This is a genomic window from Pseudomonas sp. HN11 (assembly GCF_021390155.1).
Lineage (GTDB): Bacteria > Pseudomonadota > Gammaproteobacteria > Pseudomonadales > Pseudomonadaceae > Aquipseudomonas.
In genome coordinates, this window is record NZ_CP089985.1 from 5353808 (window position 1) to 5373541 (window position 19734).

The 19734-nt window shown below is 56.0% G+C and carries 15 protein-coding genes and 1 other RNA gene; 11 read left to right on the forward strand and 5 right to left on the reverse strand.

The window, feature by feature from the left end:
* Nucleotides 1–20 precede the first annotated feature (20 nt).
* On the forward strand, nt 21–1694 hold the full coding sequence (gene recN, locus LVW35_RS24525) for a DNA repair protein RecN (protein ID WP_233892388.1): 1674 nt from the start codon (nt 21–23) through the stop codon (nt 1692–1694).
* Between the two features lie 87 nt (nt 1695–1781).
* Here recN and fur read toward each other — a convergent pair whose 3' ends face one another.
* Nucleotides 1782–2186: a ferric iron uptake transcriptional regulator gene (gene fur / locus LVW35_RS24530; protein ID WP_003194220.1), complete on the reverse strand. Its 405-nt coding sequence runs from the start codon at nt 2184–2186 to the stop codon at nt 1782–1784.
* A gap of 98 nt (nt 2187–2284) precedes the next feature.
* On the opposite strand from fur, the gene LVW35_RS24535 reads away from it, so the two are divergent.
* The gene (locus tag LVW35_RS24535) at nt 2285–2812 is read left to right on the forward strand and encodes an outer membrane protein assembly factor BamE (protein WP_078050224.1); all 528 of its coding nucleotides are present in this window, start codon (nt 2285–2287) and stop codon (nt 2810–2812) included.
* A gap of 63 nt (nt 2813–2875) precedes the next feature.
* Here LVW35_RS24535 and LVW35_RS24540 read toward each other — a convergent pair whose 3' ends face one another.
* Complete coding sequence (locus tag LVW35_RS24540) at nt 2876–3178, reverse strand: RnfH family protein (protein WP_233892389.1); 303 nt, start codon at nt 3176–3178, stop codon at nt 2876–2878.
* Complete coding sequence (locus LVW35_RS24545) at nt 3171–3605, reverse strand: type II toxin-antitoxin system RatA family toxin (protein WP_025857099.1); 435 nt, start codon at nt 3603–3605, stop codon at nt 3171–3173. The genes LVW35_RS24540 and LVW35_RS24545 overlap by 8 nt, the downstream gene beginning before the upstream one ends.
* A 166-nt stretch (nt 3606–3771) precedes the next feature.
* On the opposite strand from LVW35_RS24545, the gene smpB reads away from it, so the two are divergent.
* On the forward strand, nt 3772–4254 hold the full coding sequence (smpB, locus tag LVW35_RS24550) for an SsrA-binding protein SmpB (protein ID WP_233892390.1): 483 nt from the start codon (nt 3772–3774) through the stop codon (nt 4252–4254).
* Between the two features lie 40 nt (nt 4255–4294).
* Here the strand turns inward: smpB and LVW35_RS24555 are convergent, their stop codons facing one another.
* Nucleotides 4295–5062, reverse strand: coding sequence for a GntR family transcriptional regulator (locus LVW35_RS24555; RefSeq protein WP_186605127.1), 768 nt, complete (start codon nt 5060–5062; stop codon nt 4295–4297).
* A gap of 251 nt (nt 5063–5313) precedes the next feature.
* Here LVW35_RS24555 and LVW35_RS24560 point away from each other — a divergent pair, with 251 nt between their 5' ends.
* The 8 genes from LVW35_RS24560 to LVW35_RS24595 all read left to right on the forward strand — a co-directional run bounded on the left by LVW35_RS24560 (nt 5314) and on the right by LVW35_RS24595 (nt 16532).
* Complete coding sequence (locus tag LVW35_RS24560) at nt 5314–7008, forward strand: lactate permease LctP family transporter (RefSeq protein WP_233892391.1); 1695 nt, start codon at nt 5314–5316, stop codon at nt 7006–7008.
* A 69-nt stretch (nt 7009–7077) separates the two neighbouring features.
* Nucleotides 7078–9888, forward strand: a complete 2811-nt coding sequence (locus tag LVW35_RS24565; protein WP_233892392.1) for an FAD-binding and (Fe-S)-binding domain-containing protein — start codon at nt 7078–7080, stop codon at nt 9886–9888.
* A gap of 151 nt (nt 9889–10039) precedes the next feature.
* Complete coding sequence (locus LVW35_RS24570) at nt 10040–10318, forward strand: hypothetical protein (protein ID WP_233892393.1); 279 nt, start codon at nt 10040–10042, stop codon at nt 10316–10318.
* A 104-nt stretch (nt 10319–10422) separates the two neighbouring features.
* Nucleotides 10423–10819, forward strand: a transfer-messenger RNA (tmRNA) gene (gene ssrA / locus LVW35_RS24575).
* Nucleotides 10820–11006: 187 nt separating this feature from the next.
* Nucleotides 11007–12263 carry an integrase domain-containing protein gene (locus LVW35_RS24580; RefSeq protein WP_124379486.1) on the forward strand — a complete coding sequence of 419 codons (1257 nt, stop codon included), beginning with the start codon at nt 11007–11009 and terminating at the stop codon, nt 12261–12263.
* 943 nt (nt 12264–13206) lie between these two features.
* Nucleotides 13207–14187: an integrase domain-containing protein gene (locus tag LVW35_RS24585; RefSeq protein WP_124379487.1), complete on the forward strand. Its 981-nt coding sequence runs from the start codon at nt 13207–13209 to the stop codon at nt 14185–14187.
* On the forward strand, nt 14184–14456 hold the full coding sequence (locus LVW35_RS24590; RefSeq protein WP_233892394.1) for a hypothetical protein: 273 nt from the start codon (nt 14184–14186) through the stop codon (nt 14454–14456). Before LVW35_RS24585 ends, LVW35_RS24590 begins: the two co-directional genes overlap by 4 nt.
* A 138-nt stretch (nt 14457–14594) precedes the next feature.
* Nucleotides 14595–16532: a DUF6119 family protein gene (locus LVW35_RS24595; RefSeq protein ID WP_233892395.1), complete on the forward strand. Its 1938-nt coding sequence runs from the start codon at nt 14595–14597 to the stop codon at nt 16530–16532.
* Between the two features lie 147 nt (nt 16533–16679).
* On the opposite strand, the gene LVW35_RS24600 is transcribed toward LVW35_RS24595, so the two are convergent.
* Nucleotides 16680–19730, reverse strand: a complete 3051-nt coding sequence (locus tag LVW35_RS24600; RefSeq protein ID WP_233892396.1) for a type I restriction endonuclease subunit R — start codon at nt 19728–19730, stop codon at nt 16680–16682.
* Between the last annotated feature and the right edge of the window lie 4 nt (nt 19731–19734).

Here is a 19734-nt window from a genome sequence, read left to right on the forward strand (position 1 = left end):
AAAGCCTGGGAGCGGCCGTCATGCTCGTGCACTTGTCCGTACATAACTACGCCATCGTTGAACACCTGGATCTCGAACTGGATCGCGGGATGAGCGTAATCACAGGCGAAACCGGTGCCGGCAAGTCGATCATGCTCGACGCCCTTGGCCTGACCCTGGGTGATCGCGCCGACAGCGGCGTGGTACGCCCCGGTGCGGACAAGGCCGATATCCTGGCCACCTTCGACCTGGCGGATATTCCCGAGGCGCAAGCCTGGCTGGTCGAGCGCGACCTTAATAATGAAGGTCCGTGCATCCTGCGACGGGTCATCACGGCGGAAGGTCGTTCCCGTGGCTACATCAACGGCACACCCTGCCCGCTTGGCGACCTCAAAGCGCTGGGTGAGTTGCTGATCGACATCCACAGCCAACATGAACACCAGTCCCTGCTGAAAACCGATACCCATCGTCGCCTGCTCGATGAGTACGCTGGAGCCACAGACCTTGCCCGTCAGGTGCAGCTGGCCGCCCAACGCTGGCGTCAGACTCGACAGGAACTGGAACGACTTTCCAATTCTGGCGATGAACAACGTGCTCGCCATCAATTGCTCAGCTATCAACTCGAAGAACTGGAAAGCTTGGGCCTTGGCGAAACCGAGCTGGAGCAACTCGAGCAGGAACACAAAAACCTCACCAATGCCGAAACGCTGCTGGGTATTTGTCGACAGGTAGTGGAACAATGCAGTGAGAGTGATTCAGGCAATGTACTCAATGCACTGACTGCCAGTCTCAATCGCCTGTCCAGCGTTAACAACAGCTCCGGCTCGTTGAGCGAGGCGACGACCCTGCTCACCAGTGCACAGATCCAGGTAGAGGAAGCCGTCGGCGAACTGAATCGGTTCCTCGATCACTTCGATGCCGACCCGGCACGCCTGCAGGAAATAGAAGAACGCCTGGACACCATCTACACCCTGGCGCGCAAACATCGTATTCAGCCCACCGAAGTGGCGACCATGCAGCAAAAGTTGCTGGATGAAATCGAGACACTGAACGCCAACGACGAATCCATCGAACGCCTGGGTGATGAGCTAGCCTCTTTCGCCCGCCATTACCAAGAGAAGGCGCGCGAGCTGAGCGACCTGCGCCAACAAGCAGCGACAGGCCTGGCCAGCGCAGTGGAGCTGGAAATCCAGCGCCTGGGCATGCCGGGCGGTCGTTTCACTATTGAATTGCGCCCGAACGCCAGCAACGAATTGCAGCCCCACGGCCTGGAACAGGTTGAACTACTGGTCAGCGCCAACCCTGGGCAGCCGCTCAAGGCCTTGGCAAAAGTGGCATCCGGCGGCGAGCTGTCGCGGATCAGTCTGGCGATCCAGGTGATTACCGCGCAAACCTCTCGAGTCCCAACGCTGGTATTTGACGAAGTCGACGTAGGGATTGGTGGGCCTACAGCGGAAATAGTTGGCCAGTTGTTGCGACGCCTGGGGGATCGAGGCCAGGTACTGACGGTAACCCACCTGCCGCAAGTGGCAGCTCAGGGCCATCAACACCTGTTTGTGCATAAGGTACGCGGCAATGATGCAACACACACGGCCGTGTCCAAGCTGAACAAATCGGAGCGTGTGGAAGAAGTGGCGCGGATGCTCGGCGGCATTGATTTGACCAAGGAGTCGTTGGCGCACGCGAAGAAAATGGTCATAGCGGCAAAGGCCTGAGCGGATAATTTTCTCTTTATATAGAAAGCACGAAGGCGACCTTGAGGTCGCCTTCGATCGTTTCGCAGAGAGAATCTGCAGCGCTTGTTACTTTTTCTTACGGATGTACAGGACCAGATTATGGTCAACCAGATCGAAGCCATGCTCCTCAGCAATCTTGTGCTGCAGCGCTTCGATTTCCGGGCTGGTGAACTCGATTACCTCATTGGTATCCAGGTCAACCATATGATCGTGATGACCACCGTCAGCCAATTCGAACACCGCATGACCGCCGTCGAAATTATGACGAACCACCAGCCCTGCGGCTTCAAACTGGGTCAGTACACGGTAAACCGTGGCCAGGCCGACGTCCTCGTTAGACTCCATCAGCGCCTTGTAGACATCCTCGGCACTCATGTGGCGCTGCTCAGCAGAATCGAGCATTTGTAGAATCTTGACTCGTGGCAGAGTCACTTTGAGACCGGCTTTGCGTAGTTCGCTATTTTCAACCATGGTTAGCTTTCTCGCGGATGCTGCTTCGCAGCTTCTCTTAATACGGGTATGATCGGCGTTTACGTTGTCCCAGCCAAGATAGTGGAAGTCGCCCACCGATGCAAAACACCAAGCTCTTGCTAACCAGTTTCACCTTTGTGGGACTGCTCGCACTCGCCGGTTGTTCATTCCCCGGGGTTTACAAAATCGACATCCAGCAGGGCAATGTCGTCACGCAGGACATGATAGACCAGTTACGCCCCGGAATGACCCGACGGCAAGTACGGTTTATCATGGGTAACCCCCTGCTGACCGACACTTTCCATGCCGATCGCTGGGATTATCTCTACAGCCTGCAACCAGGTGGCGGTGAACGCCAGCAGGAACGCGTCAGTGTCGTTTTCAATGGCAATGACCAGCTTGTCAGCCTGTCTGGTGACTTCATGCCCGGCGTGAGCCGTGATGAAGCGCTGCTCGGCAAGGATAACGGCACTAACGTGACTGCCCCTGCACAGGAAGGTGAAAAGCCGAAGTCCGAAGTACCGGCCAAGCCAGGCTCACTGCTCGACAAGATCCAGAAAGACGTCGACGGCGTGGAAACAGTGCCCGTCCCGACGCCGCAGCCTCTGGACACCAGCCCGCAGTAACGTTGCAGCGCTCAACAAAAAGCCCGGCATGCCGGGCTTTTTGCTGCCTGTCATTTGACTGGCCTATGAATTCTGCTGCTTGGCCAGGGCCGCCTTGGCCGCGCGCAGTCGGCGAACCTCTTTTGGATCCGCCAGCAACGGCCGGTAGATCTCAATACGATCACCGGCCTGCACGGCACGCACCTCAGCATCCGCAACCACTTTGCCGAATATACCCAAAGGGCAAACAGCCAGATCCAGCTCAGGAAACTGCACTGCAATATCGGATGCCTGTACCGCAGCACGCAGATTCGTGCCCGCCGGCACCGTCACTGCCAACAACACCTGGCGGTCCACGGCGGCATACACCACCTCAATCTCAACCATGCAGTTGCTTGGCTCGCTGGCAAAACGCATCCACGAGCGTATTGGCCGCCTGGTTGAACAACGGGCCCAATGTTGCTCGCACGATAGGCCCGGCGTAATCGAAGGAAAGATCCAGGCTGATTTTGCAGGCCTTGTCTGTCAGTGCCTTGAATACCCACACGCCGTGCAGTTGGGTAAACGGCCCTTCCTGCAAATTCATTTCAATGGATTTGCCAGGCACCAGTACATTGCGCGTAACAAAGTGCTGGCTAAGGCCGCCTTTCGCGACCCCAACACTGGCAACCATGTGTTCATCACCACTTTCCAGCACCTCGGCCGTTGAGCACCACGGCAGGAATTCCGGGTAACGCGCCACGTCGTTGACCAGGTCATAAAGCGCCTGTGCCGGATAGGGCAACAGCGCCGAACGTTGAATATGCGTCGTCATGTGTGCGTTATTTCCACCGCTGAGGCAAACATCGCGAAAGAACAGCCCGATCCGCGAAAGAAAAAAACCAAAGAACTGCCCGCATTGTCCGGGATTCGTCCAACACGCTCAAGCACGCAGGTTGACCGTAGCCGACACGCTCGCAACTCCCTATAATGCCGCCCCTATGGCTAAACAAAAGAAACACCCCACAGGGACCATCGCGCAAAATAAAAAAGCGCGACACGATTACTTCATCGAACATCGGTTCGAGGCTGGTCTGGTCCTGGCCGGCTGGGAAGTAAAGAGTCTGCGTGCCAGCAAGCTGCAGCTGGTCGACAGCTATGTGCTGCTCAAGGATGGCGAGGCATGGCTGCTCGGCAGTCATATCACCCCGCTGACCACCGCGAGCACCCACGTGATTGCCGACCCGGTGCGCACGCGTAAGTTGCTGCTCAATGCGCGCGAAATCGAAAAGCTCGCCGCTGCGGTACAGCAAAAAGGCTATGCCTGCGTGTGCCTGTCCTGGTACTGGAGCAAGCATCTGGTCAAGTGCGAGATCGCCTTGGGCAAGGGCAAGAAGGAATACGACAAGCGTGATACCGAGCGCGAGCGCGATTCCAACCGCGAACTGCATCGTGCCGTGCGCAACAAGGGCAAGGAAGACTGATCCTCGCAGTGATGCAGCCTTGGGAGTCTCCCTCCCTCGGCTACATGCCCTTGCGCCGCTCCGCACGCGCCACACGCTGGACTTCCTGACGCACCTCCTCCAGCACTTCCTGCACATACAGCAGGTGACGTGTTGAAACCTCCCGTGCCTGCTCGGCTCGCCCTTCGATAATCGCCAGGTACAAATCCCGATGCTGACTGATCAGCATGTCGCGGGTTTCCGTGCGCTGCTGGTACATGCCGCCAATGTTGGTTACCACGTTCCGTTTCAGCAGGTCGAACAGGCCGCGAATGGTGTGCAGTAGCACCGCGTTGTGGCTGGCCTCGGCAATTGCCAAGTGAAACCGTGCATCCGCTGCCCCCTCTTCCGCCCGACTCACTTCATCAGAGCGGGCGTAGCAATCCTGTAGCGCTTCGAACGCTGCTGTAAGCCGCTCACGATCAACTTCGGTGGCGCGCAATGCCGCGTAATAGGCACAAGAAGCTTCCAGGGTCTGACGAAATTCCAGCAGATCACGCTGAGCCTCGGGATTGTTCTCCAGCAGATGCAGCAACGGATCACTGAACGTGGAACCGAGGGACTCCGCCACGTAGTTACCACCGCCCTGACGGCTGACGAGCAAACCTTTAGCCGCCAACTTCTGGATCGCTTCACGCAAAGAAGGACGCGACACACCAAACTGCTCAGCCAAAGCGCGCTCGGCCGGCAAGCGTTCGCCGGACTTCAACGTGCCCTCAAGGATCATGCCCTCAAGCTGCTCGACGATATCGTCAGACAAACGGCGCTGGCGCACCTGATCAAATCCCATAACCCGCTCTCCACCATCCCGACCACCCGCCGGGCCCTCTATTCTCGCTGATCACGACGAATGCAGCACCTATCAGAACGCCCTCATTTCCGCTGATCAGCACACCTTCGCCACACACCTACGACCAAAGTTTCGCAAGCGGCAAATTGACACACCCCGCAGAGGCTCTTACTCTAGCCCACAGCGATTGTAAACTGGTATTACCAATTATCCAAGCTGACCAAACAACAACAATCAGGGGCCACCCCACTATGCAAACCTGGCAACAGCTCTACAGCCCGCTCGGCAGCCTCGGCTTGTCCGCATTGGCAGCCGTCATTCCGATCGTATTCTTCTTCCTGGCCCTGGCCGTGTTTCGCCTCAAAGGCCACGTGGCTGGCAGTATCACCTTGGCGCTGTCGATCCTGGTGGCGATCTTCGCTTTCCAGATGCCGGTAGACATGGCGCTGGCGGCTGCTGGTTACGGTTTTGCTTACGGCCTGTGGCCTATCGCGTGGATCATCGTCGCGGCGGTATTTCTCTACAAACTCACAGTCAAAAGCGGTCAGTTCGAGATCATCCGCAGCTCGGTACTGTCGATCACTGACGACCAGCGCTTGCAGGTCCTATTGATCGGCTTCTGCTTCGGCGCCTTCCTGGAAGGTGCAGCCGGTTTCGGCGCGCCCGTGGCAATCACCGCCGCGCTGTTGGTCGGTCTCGGCTTCAACCCGCTTTACGCCGCCGGTCTGTGCCTGATTGCCAACACCGCCCCCGTGGCCTTTGGCGCACTCGGCATCCCAATCATCGTTGCTGGCCAGGTGACTGGCATCGACGCATTCAAGATCGGCGCCATGACCGGCCGCCAATTGCCGCTGCTGTCACTGTTCGTGCCGTTCTGGCTGGTGTTCATGATGGACGGCGTGCGCGGCGTGCGTGAAACCTGGCCGGCTGCGCTGGTCGCGGGCTTGAGCTTTGCCATCACCCAATACTTCACCTCCAACTTCATCGGCCCCGAACTGCCGGACATCACCTCGGCCCTGGCCAGCCTCATCGCCCTGACCCTGTTCCTGAAGGTGTGGCAACCCAAGCGCACCGCAGGCGCACAGATTGCCGGCGCCACTTCCAGCGCAGCAGTCACCGCCAGTGCCGGCGGTTTCGGCCTGCCACGTAACACGATTGTCTCGCCCTACAGTCTGGTGCAGATTTTCAAGGCCTGGTCGCCGTTCCTTATTCTCACCGTGCTGGTCACCATTTGGACTCTTAAGCCGTTCAAAGCGATGTTCGCCGCCGGTGGCTCGATGTACAGCTGGACGTTCAACTTTGCGATCCCGCACCTGGATCAGTTGGTGATCAAGGTTGCGCCAATTGTGATCAATCCGACCGCAATCCCGGCCGTATTCAAGCTGGACCCGGTTTCAGCGACCGGCACCGCGATTTTCTTCTCCGCACTGATCTCGATGCTGGTACTGAAGATTGATATAAAAACTGGTCTTACCACTTTTAAGGAGACTTTCTACGAACTGCGCTGGCCTATCCTGTCGATTGGCATGGTGTTGGCATTCGCCTTCGTCACCAACTACTCCGGAATGTCTTCGACTATGGCGCTGGTATTGGCCGGCACCGGTGCAGCCTTCCCATTCTTCTCGCCTTTCCTCGGCTGGCTGGGGGTTTTCCTGACAGGCTCCGACACGTCGTCCAATGCCCTGTTCAGCTCGCTGCAAGCCACCACTGCGCATCAGATCGGCGTTAACGACACGTTGCTGGTCGCCGCGAATACCAGTGGCGGCGTGACCGGCAAGATGATCTCGCCGCAATCAATCGCCGTGGCGTGCGCCGCTACCGGCCTGGTAGGCAAGGAGTCCGACTTGTTCCGCTTCACCCTTAAGCACAGCCTGTTCTTTGCCACGATCGTCGGGCTGATCACCCTCGCTCAGGCTTACTGGTTCACCGGTATGCTGGTGCACTGAGACCTGCACGCAATAGAGTAAGAATCGACGCCGGATACGATTCCGGCGTCCGCTATTTCTGGAGGACCGATGAGCCTGCCTGCTGCTTTCCTGAGCGACGTCGCACAACTGATCCCGAAAGATCGGCGTTTCGACGACCCACTTTCCACCCTCGCTTTCGGCACCGACGCCAGCTTTTACCGACTGATCCCACAGTTGGTGATCCGCGTGGAGTCAGAAGACGAAGTCGTTGCGCTGCTGCAATTGGCCCAACGAGACCACGTACCCGTAACCTTTCGCGCAGCCGGCACGAGCCTGTCCGGGCAAGCCATCAGCGACTCGGTGCTGATCGTGCTGGGTGACAATTGGAACGGCCGCGAAATCCGTGGGCAAGGCACGCAAATCCGCCTGCAACCCGGCGTGATCGGCGCCCAAGCCAATGCGTGGCTAGCGCCGTACGGGCGCAAGATCGGACCGGATCCTGCGTCGATCAACGCCTGCAAGATCGGCGGTATCGTCGCCAACAATGCCAGCGGCATGTGCTGCGGCACCGCGCAGAACACCTACCACACCCTTGCGGGGATTCGCTTGGTACTGGCTGACGGCAGCCGCCTGGATACCGAGGACGCAGCCAGCGTCAGGGCGTTTCGGGAACAGCACGGGACGCTGCTTGAGCGCCTGGCGACATTGGGTCGCGAGACCCGCGCAAATGTTGAACTGGCGGCAAAGATTCGCCATAAATACCGCCTGAAAAATACCACCGGGCTGTCACTCAATGCCTTGGTGGATTTTGATGAGCCACTGGATATCCTCAGCCATCTGCTGGTGGGCTCCGAGGGCACCCTTGGGTTTATCAGCGCGGTCACCTACGACACCGTGATCGATCACCCCAACAAAGCGTCGGCGTTGATTGTGTTCCCGGATGTCGAAACCTGCTGCAACGCAGTGACCGTACTTAAAACCCAACCGGTCTCTGCCGTCGAACTGCTGGACCGACGCAGCATGCGCTCGGTACAGAACAAACCAGGCATGCCCGCTTTCGTACAACAGCTTTCGGAAAATGCCTGCGCCCTGCTGATCGAATCCCGTGCGGCGTCGCCATCCCTGCTGCACGAGCAACTGGCGTTGATCATGGCTTCCCTGGCCCCATTTCCGGTAGAGAAACGGGTCAATTTCACTGAGGATCCCGTGGAAAACGCTCGCCTGTGGGCAATCCGCAAAGACACCTTCCCTGCCGTTGGCGCCGTGCGCAAAACCGGCACCACGGTGATCATCGAGGACGTAACCTTCCCGGTTGAGCAATTGGCAATCGGCGTGAATCGCTTGATCCAACTGTTCGACAAACATCACTACGACGAAGCGATACTTTTCGGACACGCACTGGAAGGCAATCTGCACTTCGTGTTCACCCAGGGCTTCAACAGTGCGGAAGAAGTCACACGCTACCAAGCGTTCATGGACGACGTGGCGCAACTGGTGGCCGTGGAGTTCGGTGGTTCGTTGAAAGCCGAACACGGCACCGGCCGCAATATGGCACCGTTCGTCGAGCTGGAATGGGGCAGCGACGCCTATCGATTGATGTGGCAACTCAAACGCCTGCTCGACCCCAACGGCATTCTCAACCCGGACGTGGTACTCAGCGAAGACCCACAAATCCACCTCAAGCACCTCAAGCCGCTGCCCGCCGCTGACGAGCTTGTGGACAAGTGCATCGAATGCGGCTTCTGTGAGCCGGTGTGCCCTTCGAAAGAGCTAACCTTGAGCCCGCGCCAACGCATCGTGATCTGGCGCGATATCCAGGCGAAAAAACGCGCCGGTGTCGACACCGCTGAGCTGGAAGCCGCGTATCAGTACCAGGGCATCGACACCTGTGCCGCCACCGGGCTTTGCGCCCAGCGCTGCCCTGTGGGAATCAATACCGGCGACCTGGTGAAAAAACTGCGCAGCCGCAACGCCGACCGTACGAAAACCGCCGAATGGCTCGCCACCCATTTCTCCACCGCCCTCAAAGGCGCGCGCTTTACCCTGCATGTAGCCAATGGTGCACGCATGCTGCTGGGCGCACCGCGCCTGGCGAAGTTATCGGCCAGCTTGACTAAGCTGTCCAAGGGGCAGATCCCGCAGTGGACCAACGCCATGCCCCAGCCAGAAAAGGCCATCCGCTTCAGTCCTACCGTGACGGGCGAGCGGCCACGGGTGGTCTACCTGGCCGCCTGCGTCTCACGCACCATGGGCCCGGCAGCGGGGGATAAGGAACAGATGTCGCTGTACGACAAAACCCGTAGCCTGTTGGAAAAAGCCGGTTACCAAGTCGTGTTCCCCGACAATCAGGACAGTCTGTGTTGTGGCCAGCCCTTCGCCTCCAAAGGCTACGCCGAACAAGCCGAACACAAACGCCAGGAGCTGATCGGCGCCCTGCTCCACGCCAGCCGTGGCGGGCTCGACCCCATCTACTGCGACACCAGCCCCTGCACCCTGCGCCTGGTGCAAGACCTGGGGGAAACACGCCTGGATCTGTACGACCCCGTGCGTTTTATCCGCACCCACCTGATGGACCGCCTCGACTTCACGCCCCAGGAAGCACCGATCGCCGTGCACGTCACCTGCAGCACCCAACACTTGGGCGAAAGCCAAGCCTTGATCGACCTGGCGCGACGCTGCTCCAACACCGTGGTCATTCCAGAAGGTATTCACTGCTGCGGATTCGCCGGCGACAAAGGCTTCACCACGCCGGAACTCAATGCCCACTCACTGCGCACACTCAAGGACGCCGTGCGATATTGCAGCGAAGGCATCTCCACCAGCCGCACCTGCGAGATCGGCCTGAGCCAGCATGGCGGCATCGATTATCACGGGTTGGTGTATCTGGTGGACCGCGTCACCCAGGCTCGCGCCCACTGATCCTGCAAAAAGGATCCTGCAAAAAAAACAGAACCCCAGCGTACCGGCGGAGTCATCTGCATAGGCCTCGGCAAACGAGGCCCATCAGTGATGTCGCTGGCAGCCGTTGAACGCCAGCAGCGTCGAGCCCTTTAGCGCAAGGAGACACCCTATGAAGCGTTCCGCTCTTGCTGGCTTGTTTATTACCGCTGCGATGCTGGCCTCACCTGCGTTCGCGGCAGGCGAGCCCGACCTGTGCAAAATCAATCTGGACAAAATCAACAACGGTAAAGCGCTACTCGCGACTGACACCAGCGGCAAAAACGGCGAAATAGACACCGCCGTTTCCCAGGCCAAAGCGGCCCACGCCGCGGGCGATGACAAAAAGTGCATCGAGATCACCTCGAAGGCGCTGCAAGACCTACAGAACAGCGAAAAAGGCGGCCAATAGACCGCTTAGTCACGGAAGGCCAACCTTCGGGTTGGCCTTCCGTGACGGTTTGGCGTACACTGCACAGGCTTGTCACTCACTAAGAAACAACGAGTTACAAGCACGGGGCCGTTTAGGATTCGACGCCGGTCGCGAAACTTTAGGTGCATGCCGAGTTGGTAACAGAACTCGTAAATCCACTGTTGCAACTTCTTATAGTTGCCAATGACGAAAACTACGGCCAGGAATTCGCTATCGCTGCGTAAGCAGCCTTAGACCTGAGCTTCTGGTACCTTCGGGTCCAGCAATCACCAGGGGATGTCTGTAAACCCAAAGTGATTGTCATATAGAACAGAATCGCCGTGCAGTACGTTGTGGACGAAGCGGCTAAAACTTACACAACTCGCCCAAAGCACCCTGCCCTTCGGGTCGCTGAGGGTTAACTTAATAGAAACGGCTACGCATGTAGTACCGACAGCGGAGTACTGGCGGACGGGGGTTCAAATCCCCCCGGCTCCACCACTTCATCATCTAAAGACGTCCACGGACGTCTTTTTTTGTGCCTTCAACCCAGCAAATACGCGGCTTCCAGCGCTTTTGCGGTCTTTTGAGAGTTTTTGAGTTCCAGCCATTCGGGTATTCCAGACGGCATTCCAGTCCGTCCGGTGCTAATCTTTGGAATACCGAATTAGTGCCTGAGGACAATCTCATGCCTGCTCAAAACCTCCGCCTCTCCGATCGACAGCTCAAGGGAGTCAAACCGGCGTCCAAGGATTACGTCCTCACAGACGGTGACGGTTTGCAGCTCCGCGTACGCAACAACGGCTCGTTGCTGTGGAATTTCAACTACCGCGAACCAGTGACCAAAAAGCGCATCAACATCGGCTTCGGGACCTACCCCGAACTGTCGTTGGCGAACGCACGGAAGATGGCAGTCGATGCGCGGGAGCTGCTCGCCCAAGGCATCGATCCGAAGGTGCAGCGCAATACCCTGAATGAAGCCAAGCGCGCAGAAACGGAACATACCTTCGAGAACGTGGCCACCGCTTGGTTCGAACTCAAGAAGGACTCGGTCACCCCTGCCTACGCCGAGGACATTTGGCGGTCGCTCACGCTGCACGTGTTCCCCGATTTGAAGACGACACCACTCACGAAAATCACCGCGCCGATGGTGATCGCATTGCTTCGTCCAATCGAAGCGAAAGGCAGCCTGGAGACGGTCAAACGCCTTAGCCAGCGGCTTAACGAGATCATGACCTACGGGGTGAACTCCGGTCTGATCTTCGCCAACCCACTCAGCGGCATCAGGGCAGTATTCAAGAAGCCCAAGAAAGAGAATATGGCTGCGCTTCCGCCCGAAGAGCTCCCCGAACTCATGCTGGAGATCGCGAACGCCAGTATCAAACGCACCACCCGCTGCCTGATCGAATGGCAGCTGCACACGATGACTCGCCCCGCCGAGGCGGCGACTACTCGTTGGGCAGACATCGACTTCGAGAGGCGTGTTTGGACTATCCCACCGGAGCGGATGAAAAAACGCCGCCCTCACAGCATCCCGTTGAGTGATCACGCGGTCGCACTGTTGGAGTCACTGAGGACTCACAGCGGTCATCGCGAGTACGTCTTCCCGGCCGACAGAAATCCACGCACCCACGCCAATAGCCAGACCGCCAACATGGCGTTAAAACGTATGGGCTTCCAAGATCGGTTGGTCAGCCACGGCATGCGTTCGATGGCAAGCACCATCTTGAATGAACATGGCTGGGACCCGGAGCTCATCGAGGTGGCCCTGGCGCACGTCGACAAGGATGAGGTGCGGAGCGCCTACAACCGAGCCGACTATATCGAGCGACGGCGCCCGATGATGGCTTGGTGGAGTGAGTACATCCAGAAAGCCGCGACCGGCAGCATGCTCGCCTCTGCATACGGCCAAGCCAGAGACAAGAACGTGGTGCCGATCCGCTAGCGCTGTACAGGCTCAATAACGGTAGCAACAACTGAGCGCTCGAGATTCAGGGCAAGCAGTCTCGTTTATCCGCTTGTAAGCGCGGGTCCTTCCAAACAGGGCTGCAAAGCCGCCCTGTTTGGAAGGACCTCACTTTGAAAAACTAAAAGCCACGACGTTGTCCGGGGTTTACCACGGAATTCCATATGTGGATAACCTCACTCCAAGTCCAGAGTAACGCTGAATTTCGGCCCTTGACCGGATTTATTCACAAGCGTAGAACTGGCCGTGCAAGCGCTGTCGTTGACAGCACCCCAGGTGGCCCGAACCTTCAAGGTCACGCCGCTCCCGCGGTGGTTCTCCCCTAATGGCGATTCGCGTCCGGCAGCTCGCCCGGTCACCTCCCCGGTGATGGATGCCTACTTCAGATCATGGCCCTCATGCGCCAGACGACTACTCCGCTGCCCTGCAGCAACCTATCCGCTTGGCCGAATCTTGCGCCAACCTGCGCCCGTCTCTTTCTCCTGGAAAGAGACGGGCGCTTCTAACACTGCTGCAGCCCTCATCGCACTTGGCTTTGCGGCAACTCCACTCGTGACAATTGGCGTGACAAACGCCGATGTCACCAGCAACAGCCATGCAGATGATGGTGCCGCAGACCACGGAATGGACTGTACCTGACTGACAGTCAGGCATGCCCCGGTCATCGCATTGCTGCTTTCACCTGGCTCAGGATCTCGCGGCACTGGTCTCGTCAGCCAATGCAGCCTCCACCCGCCCACCTGTAACGGTGCTCAGGAGACCAGATCATGAGATGCCCTTGCTCCCGGTCGTAAGGAGCCGCCAGTCCTGCGTGAGTGGACACCCCCACAGGCCGCAGGGGCCTTGATCCCTGATAACACTAAGCATTCTTGGCGGGATGACGTGGGGCGAGGATCGGAGAACGGCAGATGAGGTGATTGAGATGGCATTGGTGGGTCGACGCGATGGCCGAAATTTCGGCTACGGCAGGCAACTGAGCTACGCGGGGCCGCAAGCGCTAAAAGACATGTTCGGCGGCGGTCATTACGGCACGGTCAAGGCGCACTGTGATCGGTGGTTGGCATTCGTGAAATGGTGCCGCTCCGAACAGGGGCCCGGTATCAATGATGCGCGGCAGATTGATCGAAAGGTGTTGGCCGACTACGCGGCGCATCTGCGCGACATGGTTAGGCGCGGTGATCTCGCCGTCAGTACCGCACAAAACCGGCTATCCAGCGTCAACAGGACCATGGCGGCGCTTCGCGGTGATCAGCATGTGAAACTGCCAAGCCCGAGCAAGGCGTTGGGGATGCAGCGTACCGGGGTTCGTCTTTCGGTGCCGCAGGGCCAAGGCCGCGAACAGCTTGTGCAGATCGTCAATGCGCTTTGCAGCCAACATCAGCTACGGGCCGCCGCGATTGTTCTGTTGGCGCGAGCCACCGGCATGCGCTTGCGTGAGGCCATCTTGGCTGACCTGCCAAGGCTGAGTCGTGAGGTTTGCGATCTAGGCAGGATTAACATTCAGGATGGCACCAAAGGTGGCCGCGCCGGGGCGTCGGCGCCACGTTGGATCGCAGTGGACGACCATATTCGAGGTGCACTTAGGCTTGCACGGCAGGTGTCGCCTGCGGGAAGCCACAACCTGATTGCGCCACACGAAAGCTACCTGAGTATTTTGCAAAAAATCATCCGCCCTGCGCGGGACACTCTGCATGCACACAACCTCAAAGGCTTCCATGAGCTACGAGCGGCGTACGCATGTGAGCGCTATGAGCAAATCACCCAACACCGCGCGCCTATCAATGGCGGTCACTGTTGCCAGTTAGACAGCAACCTTGATCGTGAGGCACGGAGGCAAATCAGCTACGAGCTGGGGCACGGTCGGATCGATGTGGTCGCGGCCTACATTGGAGGACGCATATGAGCAAGCCATTCGATATGGAGTTGTTCTTAGTCGGCGTGCTGAATGGGTCGCATGCGACACGGCGACGTCATTTTCGGCAAGCTAGGGCTATCCAAGTGGCTATCGCAAAGCGATGGCAGCGAGAGACACCGTGGAATTGGCAGAGGAAGCATTTAATTTGGTTTCTTGACAATTGTTTGGCAGGTCGCAGTGACGCGACGCGCTATTACTATCTACTGACAGTTCGGCTGCTCGCAAAACGCCTGAAAAAGCCATGGTTCTTACTATGATTAAAACCCGCGCCAGTCACCACGACCGACAGCATTAGATACGTCAAGAAACCGTCGAGGGGCTGATCAGAACAGCACGAAGCCTGAATAAAGGACGGCTTGCATTTGGAAGAAAATTCAGTCATATAATGAAAGATGATGGCAATATGCCAACAAGAGGATAGGATTCCCGTCACCGCTCTAAACAACATTCAATCAATGCCAACCGAAGGGATTCAACAATTGAAAAGTCGTCCTTTTACTATATTCCTGCTAAAACAAGGATTCAACGCCACTAACTCGCTAAAAGAAGAGCACGAGTTAGGTCAAGTCGTAGCATCAGATCGTCTTCCAGAGAACTCAAGCGTTTATATTCTAGACGGCCAACCAAGAGAGCCTTGGTGGCGTCAATACTTCAATATCGCTAACCCTCTCCAACAATCAAACAAAGGCGCACTAGTCTTCATACCAGTAGCAGATAGATGGTTTGCCCTATCGTTTGGACATGTATTTCATAAGCTTCGCGACAACTGCTACGAGTATGACTTTGGACTACTAGTAACACTTAATAGTCTCGATCCAAAAAAACTGAAAAGTGCAGACGTAATGGATCCTGGCGCTTCAAGAAGGAAGAGAACCCAGATCCCAGCGGCTGCAGATATAACGTTTCTTGACTTTGACAGCAATACAGAAATTGTTCGAAGCCTCACAGGGGCTGTCAGGGAGGATCTAACTGGACTTTTTAAAAGCGCAACAGGCTCAGCGAGTCTCAAGGTCAGTTTAAAGTTCCTTCCTGAGGAGCTTCATGGCCTGTGCACCAACTTACTAGCGCTGTACAACAGCAATGATTACCTGAACACTTTTCCAAATGTTGGGAAAATCTCACCTGAAAATGATCCTGATATTGTGCGCACCCTAGATGATAAACTTCTAAAGTTTTTTATTGCCCGAGATCCGTCGCTTTCCATTTGCATTCCTGATATCGTAGATTACCGAGACAACACTTCCTGCAGATTTCAAGGACGCGGTGGAGTGGCGGAAATCTATACAGACATATCGCTGGAAGCATTTTACGACTACCTTGGCGAAAAAATCGATCTGACTGATTTCACTATAGACAAACTAAAATCTTTTAGCGTTGCATTGTGCGATACAGATGGAAACATCAACAAAGCCTATAATATATATAACTGCCTACTGCTTGACATTCATGAGCAAGCAGAAATTTATCACATATGTGAAGGCTCATGGTATCGAGTAGAGCGAGAATACGTAGAGCTACTTAAAGAATACCTCGACACAAAATTCGAGCGCACGGATTTATTTGATTACAATCACGACTTTACAAAGGATGGGATCAGCCATTACAGCGAAGAATCTTATAATACTGCTGTATCTGAAAGTCTACCCGCGTTTATATGTTTGGACCAAACAAATATGAGCCTCGATGGGCAGACTGCCATTGAGCCTTGTGACTTATACACTCTGAGCAGGGCTGATGACGGCGGCCAAGAGCTGGCTAAACTCTACCACTTGAAGATATCCACTAAATCATCTCAACTCAGCCATTTATTCAACCAGGGCATAAACTCAGCTGAGCTAATAATTTTAGAGCCAAAATGCCGGGAAAAGCTGAAGGAATTGATCACAGAACGAATTGGCCAAAATAATTTACAGCAATACTGCGACGCAATTGAAAATATTAATATAAAAATAATATATGGAATTATAACGAACAAAGATCCAAAGTATCTTTCGGAAAATCTACCGCTATTTTCAAAAATCAGTCTAATGCGCTGTCTCAAGAGCTTGGAGTTGATGCAGATCCCGTCTGCGATCACTTACATTTCCGACGCAAGTCCGGCAAAGGGAAAATTCAGCGCCCTCCCTTCCGTAATTGTCGAGGTGGTGCATAGAAAAAACAAAAACGAAGCGTGGGTAACTGTCGGTCAAACTCTACAACAAGGGACTAAAGTTAGTCGCTGCGCCTCCGCCATCACGGATAGTGCGGCAGGGTCTCAATTCAGAATTTTTTATAAACTTAACAAAGAAGGGGCGCCTTACTCAAGTCACCTCTGGGCCTATGAGGCGCTTTAAATAATGAAAGGCCTTCAGATATAATATATGGGCCTCAGTATCAACTGTAGTTATATGTAGCATAAGCGGCTCCTGAGCACATCTCAGGAGCTTAGCATTAAGGGTGATGCCGATGTCACCGTCAGGTCACGGCGGTACGTCATCGACTTAGTAATGCTCTTCAATATAAGCATAGGCCTTCTCAAAAAGGTCTTTGTCTTTGCTTAGGCCAAACTGCGCCAGGGTCAGCATGAGTGCTTTCTGGATTTCGCGTGGACCACTGTTGGAGTTCTGCCAACCCTCAAAGCGAGTAGCGTTGACAATTTTGTCGATCTGCTCGACCACATCACCAATCAGCTTCGGCGTGGTTTCCGGGCGGGTCTCCAGGAATAGTTTGGTCAACGCCTGCTTGTTGTCTGCCTCCGTTACCACCGGGTCACCGATTTCACGCTCGGCCTGCACCGTATCTTTGGCGGCATCCAGAAGGCCCTTGAGCCAGTCGATGGCCTTGATTACGCCAGCTTCATACTCTCGGCGCAGTTTCTCCAAGCGCTCACCCAGCTCTACGAACACAGCCTCGCCATGGCCGCGCAGACGTCCCATCAAGTCTATTTCCAGTCGGCGGGCACGTTTTTCCTGCTCTTTCTCGGTCAGGGTGAAGATCGCGTGTTCATCCATGATCAGTTCATCGATGTCATCGCGTATGCGGCTGATATCGGTGTGCTCATGAATCATCTTGATGGTCTCGGGCCCTAACGCGGCCCAGACCAGCGCCCCCGTTTGACCAACCGGGCGTACTGATTCATAGATTTGCGCCAGCCATTTGTAATCTTGGCGGTAGGGTGTCAGGAAAGAGTCGGGGTTGATGGCCGACCAGAGTTTGGCCAGCACGCCAAAAGCTGCGGCAAACTCATCGCGTTTTTTATTGTCCGGCAAGCATTCCTGTGCGGCCAGGATGCCGTCGAAGCCTGCCAGGGTGCGGTCCACGTTCGGGAAGAAGGCCAGACACAGCTTCAACTGCTCTGGCAGCAACTCCTTGAATTTCTCGATGCCTTCGACAATCCCGTCGATCTCTTCCGGGTTATAGGCCAACGCCGTGCGCAGGTTTTCGAATACGCCCAGATAATCGATGATCAGGCCCATACGCTTGACCACCCCGTCAGCCTCATACAGACGATTGGTGCGGCACATGGCCTGCAGCAATGTGTGGTCGCGCAGCGGTTTATCCAGGTACATGCAGTAGCAGATCGGCGCATCGAAACCGGTCAGCAGCTTGGCGGTCACGATCAGAAGTTGCAGGGATTGTTTCGGGTCTTTATAGGTTTCCAGCAGGTTTTTCTGCCCCTGCTCTTCACCATCGAATTTCTGCCAGCGCTCAAAGTCGGCTTGATTGATCGGTAGATCGAGCTCTTCCTTCCACTTGCTCCAGTCCTTATTGAGCTTGCCGCTCTCATCCTTCACCGGAGCCTGGTCGAGGTTCATGACCACCTCCAGTGCGTCGAAACCCAGCTTATTACCAAGTAGGTAATACATCTGCACGCAGGCATCGCGGTCATAGACCACCACCATGGCCTTCATCTTTTTCGGCTGCACATGGCTGATGAAGTGTTCGGCAATGTCGGCGCTGATGGCCTCCATGCGTCTCGGTGCCTTGAGCATCACGGCCAGCTTACCGGCGCGTTTGGACAGGACGGCTTTTTCGTCCTCGTCCAGGTTGTTGTCTTTAACCAGTTGCTCGAACTCTTCATTGATCGCCTCACGGTCGACCCGCAATTCGGCTAAACGGGGCTCGAACTTAACCGGATTGGTGGCACCGTCGCGGATCGACTGCTTGTAGCTGTAGCGGTTCATATAGCGGCCAGGGTCTTCATCGGCGCCGAACAGCTTGAAGGTATTGCGCTCGATGCCGGAGATCGGCGTACCGGTCAGGCCGTAGAAGTGAGCATTGGGTAGCGCCCAGCGCATCTTTTCGCCCAGACCGCCTTCCTGGGTGCGGTGGGCTTCATCCACCAGCACGATGATGTTGTCGCGATTGTTCAGGCCATCCGGGTTGAGTTCATCAACCTCGACATCCTTGAACTTGAAAATGGTCGTAATCAGAATCCCGCGGCTGTCTTGCTCGATATGTTCACCCAGCTTTTTGCAGGTCTGCACCTTGATCAGGTTTTTCACATCGGCACCGCCGAAGGTCTCGCTGATCTGGCTGTCCAAGTCGCGGCGGTCGACCACGATCAACACGGTGGGGTTTTTCAGCTCGTTGTCGGCACGCAGCATCTTGGCCGCGTAGAGCATCAGCAGCGACTTGCCCGAACCTTGAAAATGCCAGATCAGGCCTTTTTTTGGGTAACCCTGTTTGACCCGCTCAACAATCTGCTTGGCCGTCTCGAACTGCGGGTAACGCGGCAGCAATTTGATGCGTTTGGGTGGTGTGTCTTTACCGGTTTTATGGGTAGAAAACAGCGCAAAGGAGGCCAGCAGTTGCAGCAGGGTTTGTGGGTTCAATAGCCCTTCGGTGCTCGCCAGCACGGAGGCCAGGGTGGCGGGAATATCCTCACGCTGATCGGTGTGGTGCCAGGGGCCCCAATCCTTGGCACGGGCATTAATCGCTCCGTAGGCAAAGGTTTTGCCCTCACTGGCGAAGCACAGCAGGTTGGGTACGAAGAAGGCTTTTGCATGCTGCCAATAGTGCTTTTTGCCGCCCATAAAGTCAGCGGCACCGTCCTGCCAACTGACGCTGGGGCGAGTGGCGCTTTTCACTTCACCTACCACCAGCGGGATGCCGTTTACATACAGCACAATATCGAAGAACACCTCGCCAGCCGCTACATAGTGCACCTGCTGGGTCACCACAAAGTGGTTGTTGTCGAGGTTGTCGAAGTCGATCAGATTGATGGTGACGTGCTCACCGTTCTCGCCAAAGGCCAGGGTTTTTTCGGCCAACAGCCACGCTTGGAAATTTTCGTTGGCCCTGACCAAGCCACTGTGCGACGCCTCCAACAGCACACCGCGCAGCTTGTGGATCACCTCATCGGCATAATCCGGCTGTTTTTCGATAGCTGGGTTTAACAAACATAACGCGTCTTTTAGCCACTCATCGACAAAGATATCCTGCGCCTTCTTGGGCAGGCTTTCGCCGTGGCAGTAAGTCCACTTTACCCCGCTTAAATTTCTTAAACGGTCGATAATTCCATTTTCGGTGACGGTTTGCTCGGTAAACATAACG